Raw genomic sequence first — 19,755 nt, 5'->3', positions numbered from 1 at the left:
CACGTTCCCCCCTTGGCCCTGTATGGCGTGGCCAGGCCGACCACCTTCGGCCCCTCGCTCCGGGAAAACACCCTCGTCACCACTATCGTCATTATAGCTCCGCTGCGGGAGAATGAATATAGTTGTATCGCCTTGCGATACGCACGTATTGTAGTTAGGTTAGGTTCGATTTCGTTCGGCTGTCAATGCCAATCTCCCGGGAGGATCCATGCGCAGTATACTGGAAGCGGAACACAGCACCCGTACCGTGAGTGATGCGGACGCGGATGCGCCGCTTTTTGTCCAGGCGCTCGCGCGGGGAATGCAGGTGCTGTCCGCTTTTCATACGGCTCGCAAGCCGCTGACACTCAGCGAGATCGCCTCCGCCTGCGGAATGAGCAAGAGTGCGGTTCAGCGCGTGATCCATACGCTGCGTGAACTTGGCTATGTCGAGCGGGCGACTGACGACCGCGGATACGTGCCCGGCATCCGCATTCTCGACCACACGCTGGACTATCAGCGCCTCAACCCGCTGATCGCCCACGCTTCGCCCGTGCTTCTGGAACTCCGGCGGAATGTGCGCGAGCGCGTTGACCTGAGCCTGCGCGATGATCTCCGCGTGGTTTATGCCTCACGCCTGCAGAGCAAGCGGGAAACTTTCTTTGCCACGCTTGTCGGGCACAGCGTGCCGATCTTCTGCACGTCAGGCGGTTGGGCCATGATGGCGCATATGAGCGATGAGGAAGTCGACGATATCCTGGCGCGCTCCGATCGCCGGCCCTTTACGGCCAAGACGATCACCGAGCCGAGGGCCATTCGCTCGCAGATCCGCCAAGCGCGTCAGGCGGGCTACGCCCTGGCCCTGGAGCAGGTTCTGCCCGGAGAAGTTGCGATCGGTGTGGCGATCCGCGACGGAAACGGCGTTCCCCAGGCGGCAATTCATGTCGTTGGCTCGCTTGGCGAGTGGGAGCCGGACGCGTTCGGTAACCGATTTGCACCACTCGCCGTGGAGGCTGCCCAGGCCATCAGCCGATATTGAGTCTCGGGATCGATTACTGAACCTGGTCATCTTCTGCCTCTGATACATCTTATTCTTGGCATATTGAATCGCCAGGTGCTTTTCGGCAATTGCGGAGGAAATCCGCTGCTGCGCGGGCCAACAATTGAGAGGTTTGACATGAGCCATTTGCCCAATTCCATGGAAGCGCGGGACGTCGCCTATCATCTTCACTCCTACACCAATGCGCGCAAGCATGAGGAGAGCGGACCGCTTGTCATCGAGAAGGGCGAGGGCATCTACGTCTACGACAACAACGGCAATCGCTATATCGAAGGCATGTCGGGCCTGTGGAGCGTGGGCCTTGGCTTCGGCGAAAAGCGTCTCGTAGAAGCCGCCACGCGGCAAATGGAGAAGCTGCCCTTCTACCACACCTTTACGCACAAGACGCACGGTCCGTCGGTGGAACTGGCCGAAAAGCTCGTCTCCATGGCGCCGGTGCCCATGTCCAAGGCCTACTTCACCAACTCCGGCTCGGAAGCCAACGACACGGCCATCAAGATGATCTGGTACCGCTCCAACGCGATTGGCGAACCGCAGCGCAAGAAGATCATTTCCCGCGTGAAAGGATATCACGGTGTCACACTGGCGGCCGCGAGCCTGACTGGCCTGCCGCATAACCACAGTTCGTTCGATCTCCCGATTGCGCAAGTGCTCCACACCACGTGCCCGCATTACCGCTCGATGAAAAAGGAGGGCGAAAGCGAGCAGGACTTCGCAAAACGCTGTGCTGCGGATCTGGAGTCTCTTATCCAGGAGGAGGGGCCGGAGACGATCGCCGCCTTCTTTGCTGAGCCCGTCATGGGTGCCGGTGGTGTGATCATCCCGCCGGAAGGCTATTGGGAAGCTATTCAGCCGATCCTGAAGAAATACGGCATTCTGTTTGTCGCCGACGAGGTGATCAGCGGTTTTGGCCGGACCGGCGAAATGTTCGGCACGACCACCTACGGCCTCGAGCCGGACATCATGACGCTGTCCAAGCAGCTTTCGTCCTCATACCTGCCGATTTCGGCACTGCTCGTGAATGAAAAGGTTTATGGGCCTGTCGCCGACGAGTCGAACCGCATTGGCACGTTCGGGCACGGCTTCACCGGCAGTGGCCATCCCGTGGCCGCCGCGGTTGCGCTGGAAAACTTGAACATCATCGAGGAGCGCAAGCTGATCGACCATGTGCAGGCAGTCAGCCCGCGCTTTATGGAGCGGCTGCGCACTCTCGGTGATCACCCGACGGCTATCGAGGCACGCGGGGTCGGCTTTGTCGGTGGCGTCGAGTTCCAGCACGCCGCGCTGGCTGACAAACCCGGCGCGCTTGGGCTCCGCCTCAACCATGCAATGCAACAGCGCAATCTGATCACGCGCAATGTCGGCGATACGATCACCTTCTGCCCACCGCTGATCACGACGGACAAGCAGGTCGACGAAATCTTCGATATTGCCGAAGCTGCGGTTGAGGCTGTGGTGACCGAACTCGGCTGACTGCGTTACGTAGGACCTCCACGTGACACCGGCTGGCCGGGTTTGACGTCTGTTTGAACGGGGCATTTTGCGCTCGCATTCTGCTGCAGATGCACTATCTGCGTGCCGTCAACAGATGCTGAGGTCCTGTTCGGTATGAACGACGTTGTTACCAAGCGCGCCCTTCTCCTCGTGAACTCGAAAGCGCGGCGGGGACAAGAATCCATGGAGCCGGTGATCGACCGGCTCCGTTCCGGAGGGCTTGCCGTATCGGTCGAGCCTTTCGAGGCGCTGCCGGAGATTGCCCGGGACATAGTGCGGCTTCGCAACACTGCCGACATGGTGATTGTCTGCGGAGGCGACGGGTCGGTCTCTTCCGCTGCGGTTGCCGCGATGGAGAGCGGCCTGCCCATGGGCATCATGCCGATGGGCACCGCGAATGATCTTGCCCGCACGCTCAATATTCCCCTGGATCTGTGTGAGGCAGCTGATGTGGTCGTCAAAGGCAAGCGGCGGGTGGTCGATATAGGGACCGTCAACGGGCATGCCTTTTTCAACGTCGCCAGCATCGGCATCAGTACGAAACTCGCCCAAGGGCTCAATCCGGAAATGAAAAGGCGTTTCGGTCGCCTGGGCTATGCGATGGCGGCAATGAAGGTTCTAGCCAAGGCCACGCGATTCCGCGCCCGGATTATCGAGAAGGGCAATGCGATCGACGTTCTGACCTATCAGATCGCAGTTGGTAATGGGCGGCATTACGGAGGCGGAAATGTCGTCGAGGAATCGGCCTCCATCGATGACGGCCACCTCGATCTTTACAGCCTCGAAACGGCGAACGTCTGGAAACTGGCACTGATGCTGCACTCCTTCCGTACCGGGCGGCACGGCGCCTGGCAGGAAGTTCGAACGGCCAAGTGCGTTGAGTTCGACATCGAAACCAGAAAGCCGATGCCGGTAAACACTGATGGCGAGATCGTCACCTCCACACCGGCGCATTTCAAGGTGCATCCCAAAGCAATCTCCATTTTCGCGCCATAGAAGCAGCTCTTCGGTCCGCTTCAGAGGGACTTCAATCGCGACGCGCTGAGCATTCCCTCGTCTTCCAGAACCGGATAGGCGAGCGTGGCCAACAGAGAGTTGATCTGCTTGAGGTCGCGGATCGTGTCGAGATGGATCGAGCTGGTGTCGACGCTTCGCTCGGTGCCCTTGCGCAGCCGCTCGAAGTGGCGTTGGTTGGTCGCCGTTTCGACCGCGCGCAGGTGGTCCTTTTCCGCCACGAGTTGGCGGGCCGTTTCCGCATCACGGGTGACCAGAAGATTGAATGCCATGCGCGCATTGCCCAACACGGCGCCATGAAAGTTCGACAGTTCACGCCACCCCTCCGGCGTGAACTCGACACCGCGCGCCATCTTCCGCTGCACATGAGCCAAAAGGTTGCGCACGATGATATCGCCAACCTGCTCCAGCTTGATGCACGCGCTCAAGAGTTCCTGACAGCGCCGCGCCTCGCGGTCGGACATGTCGTGCTGCCTGATGCGCGCCAGATAAAGCTTGATGGCCGCGTGGCGCTTGTCCACGGTGTCGTCCAGCGCGGCCAGGGCCGAGATCGCCTGCTTGTCGGGTTTCTCGTAAAGATCGAGAACGCGCGCGAGCATGAATTCGATGGTCTCGCACATGCGGACGGCCTCGCGCGTCACGTTGGCGAGCGCCTGTTGCGGGTTGTCCAGCGCATCCGTATCCAACGCGCTGGTCTCGGCCATAAGGACGCTCTGGTCTTCCTCCGGACGTCCGCCGGGGTTCAGCGCCACGATGGCCCGTGTCGCCTTGAGCGTGAGCGGTGACAGCGGAATCCCGATCAGGAGGACGAACACGTTAAACGCGATATGCGCATGGATCACCTGATCGGCGGCGCCGGTGCCGAGGAAAGCCACGGGTGTTCCGAAGAGCAGGAGCCCGGTGAGCGCGACCACCGATCCCGCGCCGCGCATCAGAAGATTGCCGAGGGGCACCACCCGATAGGCCGGTTCCGCGCTGCGTGTCAGCACCGGAGCAATAAAGGAGCTGCCGAGATTGACGCCAAGCACCATCACCACGCCGAGTTCCGGTGAGACGATACCGCCTGCGGCAAAGGTTGTCAGGAGAAGAACGGCCGCGATGCTGGAATGGAAGACGTATGTGACCGCGGCGGCGAGAAGGAAAGCAGTGATCGGGTCGCCGGAGAGATATCGCACGATAAGCGGCACGATCGTGCTTTGACGCAGGGGCGCGGCTGCCTCGCCCATCATCTCCAGCGACAGGATCAAGAGCCCCACACCGATGAGAATGCGGCCGGCCTGCCGCCACGGCCGCCGTTCCGTGGTGAGGAAAATCGTCGTGCCCGAGACGAGGCAAAGCGGCACCAGCAGCGAAAGATCGTAGCTCAGGATCTTGACGACGAGCGCCGACCCCACCTCCGCACCGCGCACCGCCATCAGGCCGGAAAGGCCGGTCACCATTCCAAGTCCGGCAAACGAGCCGATCAGCAGGGTCACGGCGGTGGAGCTTTGCAGGGCGATGGCCAGAGCCAGCCCCATCAGCGTGGCCAGGAGCGGATTTCCCAAAGTGCGCCGCAGGCGCTGGCGCAGCGTGTCGCCATAGGCGCGCTCGACGCCCGTACGCACCATGCGCGTCGCCCAAAGCAGCAGTGCAACGGCGCCAGCCATGTGCAGGAAGAAAACGGATCCGCTCATATTCTCCATCCGGTAGCCGCATTAGCCGCGGCGGATTCAGCCTCGAAAGCAAGTGCCAAGGCGTTCATATGGTAATCGCCACGGGTAGAAGAAGTTGCGGCGATCGTTCGCAGGCGAACAATCAATCTGGTTTTGCAGTCCGAACTTGCAAAGCATGATAGAATCGTTCAACAAACCCGCCCTCACTTCACGGGACGGAGAGTGTGGCTTCTGCGAAGTTGCATTCGCAGCGAATACTTTCCGGCTTCTTACGGATTTACGGCAGGTTCATCCTTGGGCTGTAGGGATTTTCTTGCACAGCCAATGAACGTCCAGAACGAGGATCTCTGGCCATGATTAAGCGTTTCATCATCGCACTTGTTCTTCTTGTTCTCATTGGCGGCGGTCTCGTCGGCTTCAATCTTTATCGCAACCACGCAATTCAGCAGTTTTTCGCAAACATGCCGGCCCAGACGATTCCTGTCTCGACGATTACGGTCGAGCCGACAAGCTGGACGCCGGAAATCGAGGCCATTGGCACCGTCAGCGCTGTAAACGGCGTCGACCTCAGCGTGGAGGCTGCCGGCATTGTTAGTGAGATTAATTTTCAGGCCAATGACGAGGTCGAGCAAGGCCAGCTCCTCGTTCAACTGGACGATGCCATGCAGCGGGCCGATCTTTCTGCCGCCCAGGCCCAGGCACAGCTCGACAAAAGCAACCTGACCCGCGCTCAGGAGCTTCAGCAGCGCCAGGTCGGCACTGACATGAATGTCGACTCGGCGCGTGCTGCCGCGGATGCCTCCGCCGCGCAAGTCGAAAAGGCGCAGGCCGCTATCGACCAGAGACAGATCAAGGCACCCTTCAACGGGATCATTGGCATTCCGCAGATCCAGCTCGGGCAATACATCTCGCCGGGAACGGTCGTTGCCACGCTGCAGAACACGGACGTTATGCGCGTGGATTTCACCATTCCCGAGCAGGAGCTGACGCAGGTCAAGATCGGTCAGCCTGTACGGCTTGGTTTGACCGACAGCGAGACGCCGTTCAAAGGCATGATCGAAGGCATCAATCCAAAGGTCGATCCCCAGTCTCGGCTGGTCACTCTGCGGGCTCGCGTTGATGAGCCCGAGGGGCGCTTGACGCCAGGCCAGTTCGTCGAAGTCAGGGTTGAGTTGCCGGAGGAGGAGGGGGTGCTGGCGCTGCCGCAAACGGCTGTCGTGGCGAGCCTGTATGGTGACCACATCTTTGTCGTCGTACCGGAGAACGAGGTCAACGGAGAGGCCGACGCCTCCGCGCAGGCCCAAAGCGCACCGGACGAGGGAACGGAGAATGGTGACGCTTCCGGCGGTGACGACCAGTCCTCGGAGCCATCGCTGGCTGTGAAACAGGTCTTCGTCAAGACCGGCCGCCGCAGCGGCCAGTTGGTCGAGATCAGCGAGGGTCTCTCGGCTGGAGATCAGGTCGTCACGGGCGGCCAGAACCGGCTGAACAACGGAACGCCGGTGACGGTGGACAATCAGGACGATGATGGTGGCGACAGCGCTGGCGAGAATGCGGACAGCGCGCAGGCAGGCGAACAATGAGGAGCATATCCGATATCTTCATCCGCCGGCCGGTTCTTTCGACGGTTCTCGGCGCGATCATTCTGCTCCTGGGGATACAGAGCATCTTTAATCTTCAGGTGCGCCAGTATCCTGAAATTGAAGAAACCGTTCTCACCATCACCACGTCCTATCCGGGCGCGAGCGCGGATCTGATCCAGGGCTTCATCACCGCACCCGTTGCGCGGGCGGCGGCGAACGCTGAGAATGTCGATTACGTCACGTCCCAGAGCCGGCCATCGGTCAGCGTGGTGACGGTGAACATGAAGCTCGGCTCCGATCCGGATACGGCTCTGACGGAAGTCATGGCCCAGGTCCAAAGCGTGCGCGGCCAGCTTCCCACTGATGCCAAGGACCCGGTGATCGTCAAGGGCACCGGCGAGCAGTTCGCGATCATGTATCTGGCGATGCAGAATCCGAACATGACCGCCGAACAGCTGACCGAGTACATCAAACGCGTGATCCGGCCCCGCATGTCCACCCTTGAGGGTGTCGGCGACGCGCAGGTCCTCGGCGCTGCCGATTATTCCATGCGCGTGTGGGTCGATCCGGTCCGGCTTGCTGGTCGCGGGATGACGGCCTCGGAAGTGCTCAACGCCATCAATGCGTCCAACTTCCTCTCCGCGCCGGGCAAGACGGAGAACGAATACGTCGCCTATCCTATCACGCTGAAGTCGACCATCCAGACCGCCGAGGCGTTCGGCGCGCTCCCGCTTTCATCGCAGGATGGTGAGGTCGTCCGTTTGCGTGATGTCGCCAGGGTCGAGCTCGCCGCTGAAAACGATGATGTGATCGTCAAGTTTAACGGTGAGCCTGGTACGTTTATCGGCATTTTCCCGACCCCCGACGCCAACCCGCTGGATACCGCGGCGGCGGTGCTCGACGAGCTTCCGGAGATTCGGACGAGCCTGCCGGATGGCATGACCATCACCATGGTCTATGATGCCACCGAACAGATCAGTGCCTCGATCGAGGAAGTGTTCATGACGATCGCGGAAGCGGTCGTGATCGTCATTCTGGTCATCCTGCTTTTCCTCGGCTCCTTCCGTTCGGTGCTGATGCCGATCGTGACGATTCCGCTTTCGTTGATCGGTGTGTGCTTCGTCCTTTTCCTATTCGGTTACTCGATCAATCTTTTGTCGCTGCTCGCCATGGTGCTGGCGATCGGGCTGGTGGTCGATGACGCCATCGTGGTGGTGGAAAACATTCACCGCCATATGGAAGAGGAGGGCATGTCCGCGATGCAGGCGGCCTTCAACGGAATGCGCGAGATCTTCTCCGCCGTGGTGGCGATGACGATCACGCTCGCCGCGGTCTTCGCGCCGCTCGCCTTTACGGGCGGGCTGACCGGTGCGCTTTTCCGGGAGTTCGCGGTCACCCTTGCCGGGGCCGTCATCCTATCCGGCATCGTCGCGGTGACGATCACGCCGATGATGAGCGCCCGCATACTCAGGAGCGGCGAAACCAGCCGCTTCCAGAGTTTCATCGACAGGATTTTTGAGCGCATCGAAAACCGTTATGAGCGGCTGGTTGCGGGCTCGCTGAAATATCGACCCGTGACGCTTCTGATCGTCATCACGCTTGTTTCGTTGACCGGCTTCATGTTCTTCAACACCTCGACCGAGCTTGCGCCCGAGGAAGATCAGGGTGGACTCTTCTCGATGGTCACCGCCCCTCAGTACGCTACCTCCGAATATACCGCCCGGTACATAGACCAGATCATGGAGAGGACGGAGGATCTGCCGGAGTTGCAGTCGAGCTTCTCGGCCGTTGGGTTCGGTGGGCAGGTCAATCAAGCCTTTGCCGTTTGGGCCCTCAAGGACTGGTCGGAGCGCGACCGGTCACAGGCCGCGATTCAGCAGGACATCCAGTCGCGGATTTCGGGCATCACCGGTGTGGAGGCCCTCGTATTTGCGCCGCCGTCTCTGCCTGGTGCCGGCGGCGGTTTGCCGATTTCCGTCGTGATCCAGTCGACCGGCGAAGCAAGCCAGGTTTACGAGGTGGCCGAGCGGATCAAGCAGGAGGCGGAGGAATCCGGCCGGTTCATAGTCGTCCAGAACTCGCTCTCCTTCAACGCGCCGCAAGTAACGGTGACCATCGATCGCGATCGTGCCGCGGCGCTGAACCTGTCCGTCCGCGATATCGCGACCACCTTGAGCCTGCTCGTCGGCGGCGGAGCCGTGGCGCAGTTCGACCGAGAGTCACAGAGCTACGACATCATCACACAGGTGCCCCAGGAGTATCGGAACAATCCGGAGCGGCTCGGTGACCTCTTCGTACGTTCTGTCACGAACGAGATGGTGCCACTGTCGGCCGTCGTGGACATTTCCACTAATGCGGCGCCGGCGGCGATCGAGCAGTTCGATCAGCTTAATTCGGCGACGATTTCCGCCCTGCCGCGCCCCGGTGTGACGACGGGCGACGGCCTCCAGACCATTGAAAATATTGCGCAGCAGAACATCCCAGCCGGCTTTTTTATCGAGTATGCCGATCAGTCGCGTCTGGAAAAGGAGCAGGGCAACACGACCCTGATCGCCTTTGCTTTGGCTGTCGTGGTCATCTATCTCGTGTTGGCTGCGCAGTTCGAGAGCTTCCGCGATCCGCTTATCATCCTGATGTCGGTTCCGCTTTCGATCTTCGGCGCGATGTTGCCGCTGAACCTCGGCCTCGGTACCTTGAACATCTACACCCAGGTCGGGTTGATCACCCTGATCGGCCTGATCACCAAGCACGGCATTCTGCTGGTCGAATTCGCCAATCAGCAGCGAGAGCACCATGGAATGCGCCGGCGCGATGCCATCGTAGCGTCTGCCCGGGTGCGCCTGCGGCCCATCCTGATGACGACGGGCGCCATGTCGCTCGGCGTGGTGCCGCTGATCACCGCTTCCGGCGCCGGAGCTGCGGCACGCCACTCCATAGGGCTCGTGATCTTCACGGGTATCCTGGTGGGAACCATGTTTACCCTCTTTGTGGTGCCCATGTTCTACACTTTCCTGGCAGCCAAAGATCTACCGGAGGAGGCGGAAAAGCCAGACCCCAACCTTATGCCCCAATCCACCGGGTAAACCGGAAAACAAGGGCTGCCGGAACATGCCGTCGGCAGCCCTTCTGAATATCCCATGACCCGATTCCGGTCAGAGCAAGATGAAACTGGATCGGAACACGCCAGCACCGCTATTCCGTCGTAGCCTGTAGGACGGAACCTATCGGGATGACCGCGAGGGATCGGCCTGCTTCAACTCATCGTGCTCTAATCCGCGAAATCAAAAAGCGCTGCCGGGCTGTCGACGAGCACCTTTTTACGGTGCTCTTCCGGCACCCAGCCGAGCACGGTGTCGAGAAGCACGGCATCGTCGGGATAATCCTCGGTGCGCTTGATGAGATTGTGCGGCCAGTTCGTGCCCCAGAGAATGCGTTCCGGCGCATGGGCGGCCATAACGCGCGCAACCGCGGCGATATCTTCATAGTCGGGCGGACCCGAACGTGACGACTCGTAGCAGCCGGCGAATTTGAACCAGCAATTGCCGCCGTCGATCAGCCGCTTGAGCGCATCCACCTCCGGTGAATCCGGGCTGATGCCGGAGAAGAACTTGCCGTGATGATCGATGATGTAGCGGCTCTGAAGGCGCTTGAGCCTCGGCTCGTGCTCGAGAAGGTGGGTGCCGTCGAATTGCACGGCCACGCACCAGCCGAAGGCGTGGGCGCGCGCATCCACCGCCTCGAGCGCCTCCAGCCCGACGGCGCCGCCCAGCAGGTCCATGATCCGTGCGCCACGGACTCCTGTCTGGTGGAGCGTTTCCATGTCGGTATCGCTCGTCTCGCCCGTGATGCTGGCCACGCCGCGTGCCGCAGGCCCCATTTCCCGCAGGCAGGCGACCAGATTCGCATTGTCATGCTGATGCGCATTGCCTTGTGTGATCACCACACGCTCAATGCCGAGCCAATCCATCACTTGCCGGTATGCAGCCGGTCCGGGCAATCCCTCCGGCAAGGGCGGGCCGCCCGGCTGTGCGGGGAAATCCGGCAGATACATGTGCATCTGCGTGTCCGTCGCGCCCGCAGGCATGGCGGTTTTCGGCTTGGCACCCGAATATGTCCGTTCGATCATTCTCAGGCCTCTTTGAACGCGAACTCTTGAAGCGCTGCCCGCTCGATCTCGATGCCCAGCCCCGGCCCGTCGGGAATTCGCACGACGCCGTTTTCATGCTCGATCGGTGTCGTGACGACGGCTTGGCGGAACGGGTTTTCCGTGCGGTCGAACTCGAGGATCGGCTCGATCGGCTTCGGCCGCGGCGGGTTGGGGGCGAGGGCTGCGAGAAACTGCAGGCTGGCGGCGATCTGGACGGCCGTGCCCCAGACATGCGGTACCAGCCGGACACCGTGGAGCGCGGCAAGATCCGCGATGCGGCGCATTTCCGTAAAGCCGCCCGTGCCGCAGATATCCGGCTGGACGATGTCGATGCAACGGCTTTCGATCGGCCCGGCCATGCCGAAGCGCCCGTGCCAGGTCTCGCCACCGGCGACGGGCAGCGGCTGACCGGCACGTACCGCCTGGTACGCTCCGAGTTGTTCCGGCAGCACCGGCTCCTCCAGCCAGCCGACACCGAAGCGCTCCGCGCCCTTGCCAAGCGCGATCGCCTCCAGGACGTCGTAGCCGTGATTGGCGTCCACCATCAGCCCCATCTCCGGACCGATGGTCTCGCGCACCGCTTCGATGACTTCGAGGTCTTCTTCGACGCCGAAGCCAATCTTGACCTTCACGGCATGGAAGCCCTGGCGGCGGTATTCCGTCACCTCCGCAGTCGTCGCCTCGATACGGTCCTCGCCCACCGGCCGGAAGCAGCCGGTCGCGTAAGCCTGCACGCTCTCACGAAACCGCCCGCCGAGAAGGATGGAAACGGGCACTCCGAAATGCTTGCCCTTTATGTCCCAGAGCGCGATATCGATGCCCGACAGCGCCGTCACCGTCAGCCCGCGCTGTCCCTGATCCCGCAGCAGATTGTAGAGTTCCAGCCAGATCTTTTCCGTCTCCAGCGGATCACGGCCGATAAGGGCGTTTGCGTAGGCCTTCACGACAGCCGCGTTCGGCAGCGCCGGGCCGAGGCACTCTCCCCATCCGGTGGTGCCGTCCTCGCAGGTGATTTCCACGAGGCAATGCTGACGCCGGTCGAAGCGCATCGAGGCGCTCTCGAAGGCGCGGCCGAGCCTGTAGTCCAGAACGTGGGTACGGACTGCGGCGATCTTCATGGCTTGTACGGCGCGATGAGCTCCTCGAGCATCGCGACCTCCTCCTCCGTCAGATCGGTGAGCGGCGCGCGCACCGGGCCGGCGTCGAAGCCGAGAATCCGCACGCCCGCCTTGATAGCCGAGACGGCGTAGCCTGCTCGGCGGTCGCGGATCTTCATGAAGGGATAGAAGAACTCATTGAGGATTCGCAATGTCACATCGCGCTTGCCTGCCCGTAGCGCGCCGTAGAATTCCTGCGCCAATCCGGGGACGAAATTGAAGACGGCCGAGGAATAGGTGGTGAAGCCCGCGCCGAGATAGGCTTCGGCGAACAGCTCGGCCGTCGGCATGCCGCCCAGATAGGTGAGGCGGTCGCCCATCCGCGCCGTGATCTCGCGCACCAGGGCGATATCCCCAGAACCGTCCTTGAAGCCCACGAGATTGGGGCATTCCTCACACAGCCGCTCCAGCGTCTCCGGCTTCAGGATGGAGTTGTTTCGATTGTAGACCATGACGCCGATCGAGACGGCGTCGCACACGGCCTTTACATGCCTGTAGAGGCCCTCCTGGGGTGCATCGATGAGATAGTGGGGCAGAAGCAGGATCCCGTCCGCACCCGCTTCTTCCGCCGCCTTGGCGATCGGCACTGCCATTTGCGTGCCATAGCCACACCCCGAGACGATCGGCGTGTCGCCTGCTGCGTCCTTCGCCGCCTTCACGACCACCGGCACCTCCTCCGGAGACAGAGAGAAGAATTCCCCTGTACCGCCAGCAGCGAAAAGGGCCGCGGCCTCGAAGCCCGACAACCACGCGACGTGCTCCTGATAGGGACGACGGTTGAATGCGCCGTTCTCATCGAAGGCGGTCACGGGGAACGACAACAGGCCGGAGCCAAGCGCTGATTTGAGGGCGATAGGGTCCATGATCTCCAGACTCTCACTGCAAATGACAGCGGGATCATACAATTCATCATACATCTGTCAACATATGTACTATGTATTGCGCCCTTGCGAATTGCCACCCCGCAGCCGTGCCCGATAGCGCTGCTGGCTTCCGATCAGGTGGGTGCGCATTGCGTCGCGGGCGGCTTGTTCATCGCGGAGAGAAATAGCTTCGGCGATTCGCCGGTGCTCTTCCTGGATCTTCACGAGATAGTCCTTGGGCGTCGTCGCGTCCGCGCCCGGGCGTAGCAGGGCCCTGGGAATCGCTTCGAGCCCGAAAAGCGCCAGAATCTCCCGGAAACGGGGATTATTCGTTGCCTCTGCGATCGCCAGGTGAAAGGCCATGTCGGCATCGTGCGTTGGCTCCCCGCTGGCAATCAGCCCATTGATGTCTTCGTAGCGTTCGACGATTGCCTCTTCCTGCGCCGGCGATCGCCTTGCAGCGGCCAACGCGGCCGCTTCCATCTCCACTGCGGCACGCAATTCGAGGATTTCGATAATGGAAGAGATGCGGGCGTAGTCGGGTTGGGAGAACGGCACGGTATTGGCCGGCTGATTGTTGCGCACGAACACGCCGGCTCCCTGCCGCGCCTCCACAAGGTTCTCGTAGCGCAAGGTGGCGATCGCTTCGCGAATAACGGTCCGGCTCACCGAATACTCACGTGTCAGTTCGGCTTCGCTGGGCAACCGGTCTCCGATCTTGAGGTGGCCTTCCAGAATACGCCGGCGCAAATCGTCGCTGACGGTGGCGACAAGGCTTACCCGGCCCGACCGCTGCCTTTCCGGTCCGGTCCTCTGCGCTCGGGCCGTTTCGCTGCTCATGTGCTGCATCCTCTTCTGTCGTTCATGTGCCTTGCCCGGCAGCCTCGGTCAACATATCGGCTTGTGTGCCTCATCGTTGTTGACGCTGTTTCCAAATACATATTATAAGTATCAAGTCTGTATGACAACATAGCGCAATCGGGAGGAAAGCAGATGAAAGACATTCTTCGCACCACGGCGCTCGCCGGCGCCGTATTGCTGGCGCAGGCTGCAATCGTGTCCGCGCAGGACTGGCGCGGCTGGAACATCCATCCGGAGGGCTATCCAAACAGCGTCGCGCTGGATCAGTTCGCCGAAGAGGTGACCGAGAATACGGAAGGGCGCATAAACGCTACCGTCTATCACGGCGGTGTCCTCGGCGATCAGCCCGACGCAATCGAGCAGACGCGCAACGGCGCTCTCGATTTTGCGAATTTCAACATGGGCCCGATGGGGCCGATCGTTCCGGCCACCAATGTGCTGTCCCTGCCATTCCTCTTCACCGACCTGGATAACATGCACGAGGTGATGGACGGCGAAATCGGCCAGCGGTTCGCCGACGCACTTGCCGAGAACGGCCTCATCGCCCTGTCCTGGTTCGATTCGGGTGCGCGCAGCTTCTACAACACCGATCGCCCGATCGAGACGCCGGACGATCTTGCCGGAATGAAGCTGCGGGTCATGAACAACGACCTTTACGTGCAGATGGTCGATAAGATGGGCGGCAATGCCACGCCAATGGCCTATGGTGAGGTCTATCAGTCGCTGAAGACCGGGGTCATCGACGGCGCCGAAAACAACTACCCCTCCTTTGATTCGAGCAACCACTTCGAGGTGGCCAAGTTCTATTCCGCCACCGAGCACCTGATCATCCCCGAGTGCATCTGCATTTCTCAGGCGAGCTGGGAGGCGCTGTCTCCGGAGGATCAGGAGATCGTGCGCGAGGCGGCCGTCCGGGCAGCCGAAACGCAACGCCAGCTTTGGGCTGAAGGGTCGGCGGAAAGCCGCAAGAAGGTCGAGGAGGCCGGAATCCAGATCAACGAGATCGCGGACAAATCGGCATTCCAGGCAGCCATGGAGCCCGTCTACGCCGGTTTCATCGAAGAAAATCCGGATCTGGAATCGCTGATCCGGGACATCCAGGAAACCAATTGAGCCGGTAGTCAATGCAGGGCCGGAAACCACTCCGGTCCTGGCTCGCGGAGCATGGCGCAATGGTGAAGGAAAACCGGCCTGAAAGCCGGGAAACGGCCCTGCTGGCCGCGGTGGATCGGCTTCTGGACTGGCTGGCGGATATCTGTCTTTGGCTCGCCGGTGCTCTTCTGGTCCTGTTGATCGCCATTTTTGGATGGCTCGTTTACGGCCGGTACGTGCTCAATGACACGCCGACCTGGGTCGAGCAGGCCTCACTGCTCATCGTCGTCTATGTCACCTTTCTGGGGGCGGCGGTGGGAATCCGCCGCAACGCGCATCTAAGCATCGATTTCATCCGCGAGGCGATGCCGCCCTTACCACGTGCCGTTTTGCGGCTGGTCAGCGATCTGGCGATGATCGCCTTCGGCTGTTTCATGGCCTGGCAGGGGTGGCATCTGGTCATGACCAATCTGCGCCGAAAAATCCCGCTGATTGGCCTTACCGAAAGCTGGCGCGCCGCCCCCCTGGTCATTTGCGGAGTGCTGATGGTCCTCTTCGCCGCTGCAGCATTGTACCGTCGCTGGCGCGCTCCGGCCGCTGATTCAGGAACGGATTGATGGGTCTTTTTCTCCTTCTCGGCACTTTCCTCGGCCTGATGGTCGCCGGTGTGCCGGTCGCGTTCGCCCTTGGCATCGCCACGGTGGCTGGATTTCTTTACGAAGGCCTGCCCCTCTTCGTCGCCTTTCAGCGCATTCTGTCGGGCATCTCGGTCTTCTCGCTGCTTGCCATACCATTCTTCATTTTCGCCGGAGAACTGATGCTGCAGGGCGGCATCGCGGCGCGGCTCGTCCGCCTCGCGGCAGCGGCCGTCGGCGCGGTGCGCGGCGGTCTCGGGCTGGTCAATGTCGCCTCCTCGATGCTCTTCGGCGGCATTTCCGGCTCGGCGGTGGCCGATACGTCCGCTCTCGGTTCCATCCTCATGCCGGTGATGAGGGAAAAGGGATACGATGCGGACTACAGCGTGAACGTCACGGTGACCTCGTCGCTCGCCGGCGTCGTCATTCCGCCCAGCCACAATATGATCCTTTATGCCGTGGCGGCGGGCGGCATCTCGGTTTCCAAGCTCTTCATCGCGGGCATCGTGCCAGGGATCCTCATGTGCGTGTGCCTTGGTGTGGCCGCGTACCTCGTGGCGATCAAGCGCGGCTATAAGTCGGAAGCCTTCCCCGGCTGGACGATTTTGCTCACCAACCTCGTGGTGGCCATCCCGGGCCTTTTGACAGCGGTCATCATCGTCGGCGGTGTGCTGTCAGGCGTCATGACCGTCACTGAATCCGGCGCCGTCGGCGCCATATACGCGATCGTGGTCACGGCGCTGGTCTATCGTGAGCTGACCCTGGAAAAGTTCAAGAAGGCGGTTCTACGCGCCGTAATCACGACTTCACTCGTCATGATCCTGGTCGGCTGCGCCTCTTCCTTTGCCTACCTTCTGGCGCTTTACCGCGTTCCGGAACTTCTCGCCGTGGGGCTGACCTTCGTCTCCGACAATCCGATCGTCATCCTTCTAATGCTCAACCTCACCCTCTTGGCGCTGGGCATGATTATGGATATGGCCGCGCTCATCCTCATCTGCACACCGATTTTCCTTCCGGTCATGGCGTCGATCGGCGTCGATCCGATTCAGTTCGGCATCATCATGATGATGAATCTCGGCCTCGGCTTGTGCACACCGCCGGTCGGGGCATGCCTGTTCGTCGGTTGTGTGGTAGGCGGGGTGAAGATCCAGGACGCTGTGAGGACGATCTGGCCATTCTATATAGCAATTCTCGTCGCCCTGCTTCTGACGACGTACATTCCCGCAATATCTCTGACACTGCCCAATCTGATCGAATGAGCTTTTGAATGTTGAAACGACTTCTCATCACCGGTGCGAGCGGCAATCTCGGCAAGCTGGCGCGAAAGAGGCTCGCCGGCCTGGCCGAGACCCTGCGTCTTTCAGACATCGGCGACCTCGGCCCCGCCGAGGCGCACGAGGAATGCGTTCCATGCGACCTTGGCGACAAGGAAGCCGTCTACCGCCTTGTGGAGGGGTGTGACGGCATCGTCCACCTCGGCGGGCGATCGGTCGAAGGGCCTTTCTCGGTTGTCGCCAATGCCAATATCCACGGCACATTCCATATCTACGAGGCAGCGCGTCGATCCGGCTGCAACCGCATCTTTCTCGCAAGCTCCAACCACGTGGTCGGGATGTACACCCAGGATCAGCATCTTGACCACACGGCGATACCGCGGCCCGACACACTCTACGGCCTATCCAAGCACTTCGCCGAGGGGCTGGCGCGGATGTACTACGACCGCTTCGGGGTCGAGACGGCCATCGTCCGCATAGGCTCGTGCTTTCCCAAGCCGGTGGACCGCCGCATGCTCGCCACCTGGCTGAGCCCGGATGATTTCACCTCTCTCGTCGAGCGCGTCTTCGCCGTTCCGCGCCTGGGCTGCCCCACACTTTACGGCATATCGGACAATGACGTGCGCTGGTGGGACAACAGCCACGTCGCCTATCTCGGCTGGAAGCCGAAGGACAATTCGGCCGTCTATCGCGACGAGGTCGAAGCCGCCCCCCCACCCGAAAAGGATGCGCCGGAGGCGCTCTATCAGGGCGGGGTGTTCGTCGTGGAGCCGCTTCGCGACGATTAGGAGTGGTGCAGAGTTGCTGGAAACCCGGCGAATCCGAACGGGAGGACAATGTCGACTATAAGGACGTGGAGATGGTGGAGATCGGAGGTATGAAATGAGCCTGTTCGGTCTTTCCGCGCGCCGCGCGCTGGTGACCGGCGCCAACACCGGTATCGGCCAGGGCGTCGCGTTCGCGCTCGCCGAAGCGGGCGCGCATGTCGTCTGTGCCGGGCGCTCGGCCATGGACGAAACCGTAGGGCAAATCCGCTCATCGGGCGGCAGCGCCGAGCCGCTTGCGCTGGACCTTTCCGACCCGGCAGCGGGTGCCCGCTCCTTTGAGCAGGTCGCGCGGGCAGGGGAGGGACTCGACATTCTCGTCAACAATGCCGGGATCATTCGGCGCGCCGATTCGATTGACTTCACGGAAGCCGATTGGGACGAGGTGATCGACGTCAATCTCAAGGCCGTGTTCCTGCTGAGCCAGGCCTTCGCACGGGCGGCGTTCGACCGTGGGGCAGGCGGACGCATCATCAACATCGCCTCGCTGCTTTCGTTTCAGGGCGGAATCCGTGTGCCCTCCTACACGGCGTCGAAGCACGGCGTGTTAGGCCTCACGCGGATTCTCGCCTGCGAGTGGGCCGCAAGGGGGCTCAACGTGAATGCGATCGCGCCGGGCTACATTGCAACCTCGAACACGAAGGCCCTGCGCGAGGACAAGCAGCGCTACCAGGCCATCCTGGACCGTATTCCGGCCGGCCGTTGGGGTGAGCCTTCGGATCTCGGCGGAGCAGCCGTCTTCCTGGCCTCGGACGCCGCGGCCTATGTGCACGGGGCTGTGCTGCCCGTTGACGGAGGCTGGCTGGCGCGGTGATGATCCGTTCGGGTGACTTTGGGTCCGGATGTTAATGCACTTGAGTTGTAACCGATAGAATGGGGTAGCTGTCCAGATGTCCTAGCACTGCTGTTGTTAGCCGGCTCGGAAGAACTATGGCGGCCAATCTCCCCTTCGTGGGGAAGAGGTCCGGCAGGACAGGGGAGGCGTGAAAGGACGCGACGGCAAAACGTAGCTGCAGAACACATCTGAATTTCCTCACCTCTATGGGCGATCTACGCAATTGCGTCAAAAGGCGACGCAATATCGGGATTGCGCTCCACCTCTATGCCGCATATGCGGGTAGACGAGAGTGGAGAGGAGAGAGCTTCATGGTCGAGATCATAGACGGCAAAGCGGCGGCGGCCGCGGTGGTGGAAAAGGTCACGGCCGCGTCGGCGGAACTGGCGACGGCCGGCATCACGCCGGGGCTTGCAGTGGTTCTTGTAGGCGAGGATCCCGCCAGCCAGGTCTATGTTGCATCCAAGTCGAAGCGAGCGAAGGAGTGCGGCTTTCACTCCGTCCAGCATTCGCTGCCGGCTGACACCTCGCAGGAGGAACTGCTGGCCTTGGTGGAATCGCTGAACAGCGACCCCGCCATTCACGGCATTCTGGTGCAGCTTCCCTTGCCCGATCACATCGATTCCGGGCGCATTATCCAGACAGTCGCGCCGGAAAAGGATGTCGATGGCTTTCATTTCATCAATGTCGGCAAGCTGGGAACGGGCGAGATCGGGACGGCCTTTGTGCCATGCACGCCGACCGGCGCCATGCTGCTTCTGGAGGGGGTACGCGGCAAGGATCTCTCCGGCCTTAACGCTGTCGTCGTCGGGCGTTCCAACATCGTTGGCAAACCCATGGCCAATCTCTTGCTTGCCGCCAACGCGACCGTAACGATCGCCCACAGCCGCACCAAGGATCTGCCCGGCCTGGCGCGCACGGCCGATATACTGGTCGCCGCCGTCGGACGTCCCGGGATGATCAATGGGGATTGGGTCAAGCCCGGTGCAACGGTGATCGACGTCGGCATCAACCGCATTCCCGCGCCGGAAAAAGGTGAGGGCAAGACGCGGCTGGTGGGAGACGTCGCTTTTGCCGAGGCGGAGAAAGTCGCCGGCGCCATCACGCCCGTTCCCGGCGGCGTCGGGCCGATGACGATTGCAATGCTGATGGCCAACACGCTGATCTCCGCCTATCGCGCTGCCGGCAAGGAGCCGCCGGCACTGTAACGAAAGACGAGTTTATGGGGAGCCTCCTGCAATCGCGTCATCCCGGAAGCCGGCGCCCGCAGGGCGGAGGCTGCCCG

At 61.5% G+C, this 19,755-nt stretch carries 16 protein-coding genes; 11 read left to right on the top strand and 5 right to left on the bottom strand.

All coding sequences use genetic code 11. The features are described from left to right. Positions 1-208: 208 nt before the first annotated feature. The 3 genes from LY631_RS14855 (at position 209) to LY631_RS14845 (ending at position 3,529) form a co-directional block, all read left to right on the top strand. Positions 209-1,018: an IclR family transcriptional regulator gene (locus tag LY631_RS14855; protein WP_274426367.1), complete on the top strand. Its 810-nt coding sequence runs from the start codon at positions 209-211 to the stop codon at positions 1,016-1,018. Positions 1,019-1,156: 138 nt separating this feature from the next. Further along, positions 1,157-2,512 carry an aspartate aminotransferase family protein gene (locus tag LY631_RS14850; RefSeq protein WP_274426366.1) on the top strand — a complete coding sequence of 452 codons (1,356 nt, stop codon included), beginning with the start codon at positions 1,157-1,159 and terminating at the stop codon, positions 2,510-2,512. Positions 2,513-2,647: 135 nt separating this feature from the next. Further along, the gene (locus LY631_RS14845; RefSeq protein ID WP_274426365.1) at positions 2,648-3,529 is read left to right on the top strand and encodes a lipid kinase; all 882 of its coding nucleotides are present in this window, start codon (positions 2,648-2,650) and stop codon (positions 3,527-3,529) included. A 20-nt stretch (positions 3,530-3,549) separates the two neighbouring features. Here LY631_RS14845 and LY631_RS14840 read toward each other — a convergent pair whose 3' ends face one another. Continuing rightward, positions 3,550-5,220, bottom strand: a complete 1,671-nt coding sequence (locus LY631_RS14840; protein WP_274426364.1) for a Na/Pi cotransporter family protein — start codon at positions 5,218-5,220, stop codon at positions 3,550-3,552. 332 nt (positions 5,221-5,552) lie between these two features. Here LY631_RS14840 and LY631_RS14835 point away from each other — a divergent pair, with 332 nt between their 5' ends. Together LY631_RS14835 and LY631_RS14830 are read left to right on the top strand one after the other, a co-directional pair. Next, positions 5,553-6,782 (top strand): efflux RND transporter periplasmic adaptor subunit, encoded by a 1,230-nt coding sequence (locus LY631_RS14835; RefSeq protein ID WP_274426363.1) that lies wholly within the window; start codon positions 5,553-5,555, stop codon positions 6,780-6,782. Then, positions 6,779-9,865: an efflux RND transporter permease subunit gene (locus LY631_RS14830; RefSeq protein ID WP_274426362.1), complete on the top strand. Its 3,087-nt coding sequence runs from the start codon at positions 6,779-6,781 to the stop codon at positions 9,863-9,865. Before LY631_RS14835 ends, LY631_RS14830 begins: the two co-directional genes overlap by 4 nt. A 185-nt stretch (positions 9,866-10,050) precedes the next feature. On the opposite strand, the gene LY631_RS14825 is transcribed toward LY631_RS14830, so the two are convergent. From LY631_RS14825 to LY631_RS14810, 4 genes are all read right to left on the bottom strand, one after another. Beyond that, positions 10,051-10,908, bottom strand: coding sequence for an amidohydrolase family protein (locus LY631_RS14825; RefSeq protein ID WP_274426361.1), 858 nt, complete (start codon positions 10,906-10,908; stop codon positions 10,051-10,053). A gap of 2 nt (positions 10,909-10,910) precedes the next feature. Beyond that, positions 10,911-12,047: a mandelate racemase/muconate lactonizing enzyme family protein gene (locus LY631_RS14820; RefSeq protein ID WP_274426360.1), complete on the bottom strand. Its 1,137-nt coding sequence runs from the start codon at positions 12,045-12,047 to the stop codon at positions 10,911-10,913. Then, the gene (kdgD, locus tag LY631_RS14815; RefSeq protein ID WP_274426359.1) at positions 12,044-12,949 is read right to left on the bottom strand and encodes a 5-dehydro-4-deoxyglucarate dehydratase; all 906 of its coding nucleotides are present in this window, start codon (positions 12,947-12,949) and stop codon (positions 12,044-12,046) included. Before kdgD ends, LY631_RS14820 begins: the two co-directional genes overlap by 4 nt. 69 nt (positions 12,950-13,018) lie before the next feature. After that, positions 13,019-13,789 (bottom strand): FadR/GntR family transcriptional regulator, encoded by a 771-nt coding sequence (locus LY631_RS14810; RefSeq protein ID WP_274426358.1) that lies wholly within the window; start codon positions 13,787-13,789, stop codon positions 13,019-13,021. A 153-nt stretch (positions 13,790-13,942) separates the two neighbouring features. On the opposite strand from LY631_RS14810, the gene LY631_RS14805 reads away from it, so the two are divergent. From LY631_RS14805 to folD, 6 genes are all read left to right on the top strand, one after another. Then, a complete protein-coding gene (locus LY631_RS14805; protein WP_274426357.1) occupies positions 13,943-14,923 on the top strand; it encodes a TRAP transporter substrate-binding protein in 981 nt (326 codons plus the stop codon). Positions 14,924-14,982: 59 nt separating this feature from the next. Then, positions 14,983-15,519: a TRAP transporter small permease gene (locus LY631_RS14800; protein WP_274426356.1), complete on the top strand. Its 537-nt coding sequence runs from the start codon at positions 14,983-14,985 to the stop codon at positions 15,517-15,519. After that, positions 15,519-16,796: a TRAP transporter large permease gene (locus tag LY631_RS14795; RefSeq protein WP_274426355.1), complete on the top strand. Its 1,278-nt coding sequence runs from the start codon at positions 15,519-15,521 to the stop codon at positions 16,794-16,796. The genes LY631_RS14800 and LY631_RS14795 overlap by 1 nt, the downstream gene beginning before the upstream one ends. A gap of 11 nt (positions 16,797-16,807) precedes the next feature. Next, positions 16,808-17,599, top strand: coding sequence for an NAD-dependent epimerase/dehydratase family protein (locus tag LY631_RS14790; protein ID WP_274426488.1), 792 nt, complete (start codon positions 16,808-16,810; stop codon positions 17,597-17,599). A 94-nt stretch (positions 17,600-17,693) separates the two neighbouring features. Then, positions 17,694-18,449, top strand: a complete 756-nt coding sequence (gene kduD, locus LY631_RS14785) for a 2-dehydro-3-deoxy-D-gluconate 5-dehydrogenase KduD (RefSeq protein WP_274426354.1) — start codon at positions 17,694-17,696, stop codon at positions 18,447-18,449. 332 nt (positions 18,450-18,781) lie between these two features. Further along, positions 18,782-19,678, top strand: coding sequence for a bifunctional methylenetetrahydrofolate dehydrogenase/methenyltetrahydrofolate cyclohydrolase FolD (gene folD, locus LY631_RS14780; protein WP_274426353.1), 897 nt, complete (start codon positions 18,782-18,784; stop codon positions 19,676-19,678). Positions 19,679-19,755 lie beyond the last annotated feature (77 nt).

It is taken from the genome of Chelativorans sp. YIM 93263, assembly GCF_028767125.1.
In the GTDB taxonomy this organism is placed as follows: Bacteria; Pseudomonadota; Alphaproteobacteria; order Rhizobiales; family Rhizobiaceae; genus Chelativorans.
This window is presented reverse-complemented; position numbering and strand designations above follow the sequence as displayed.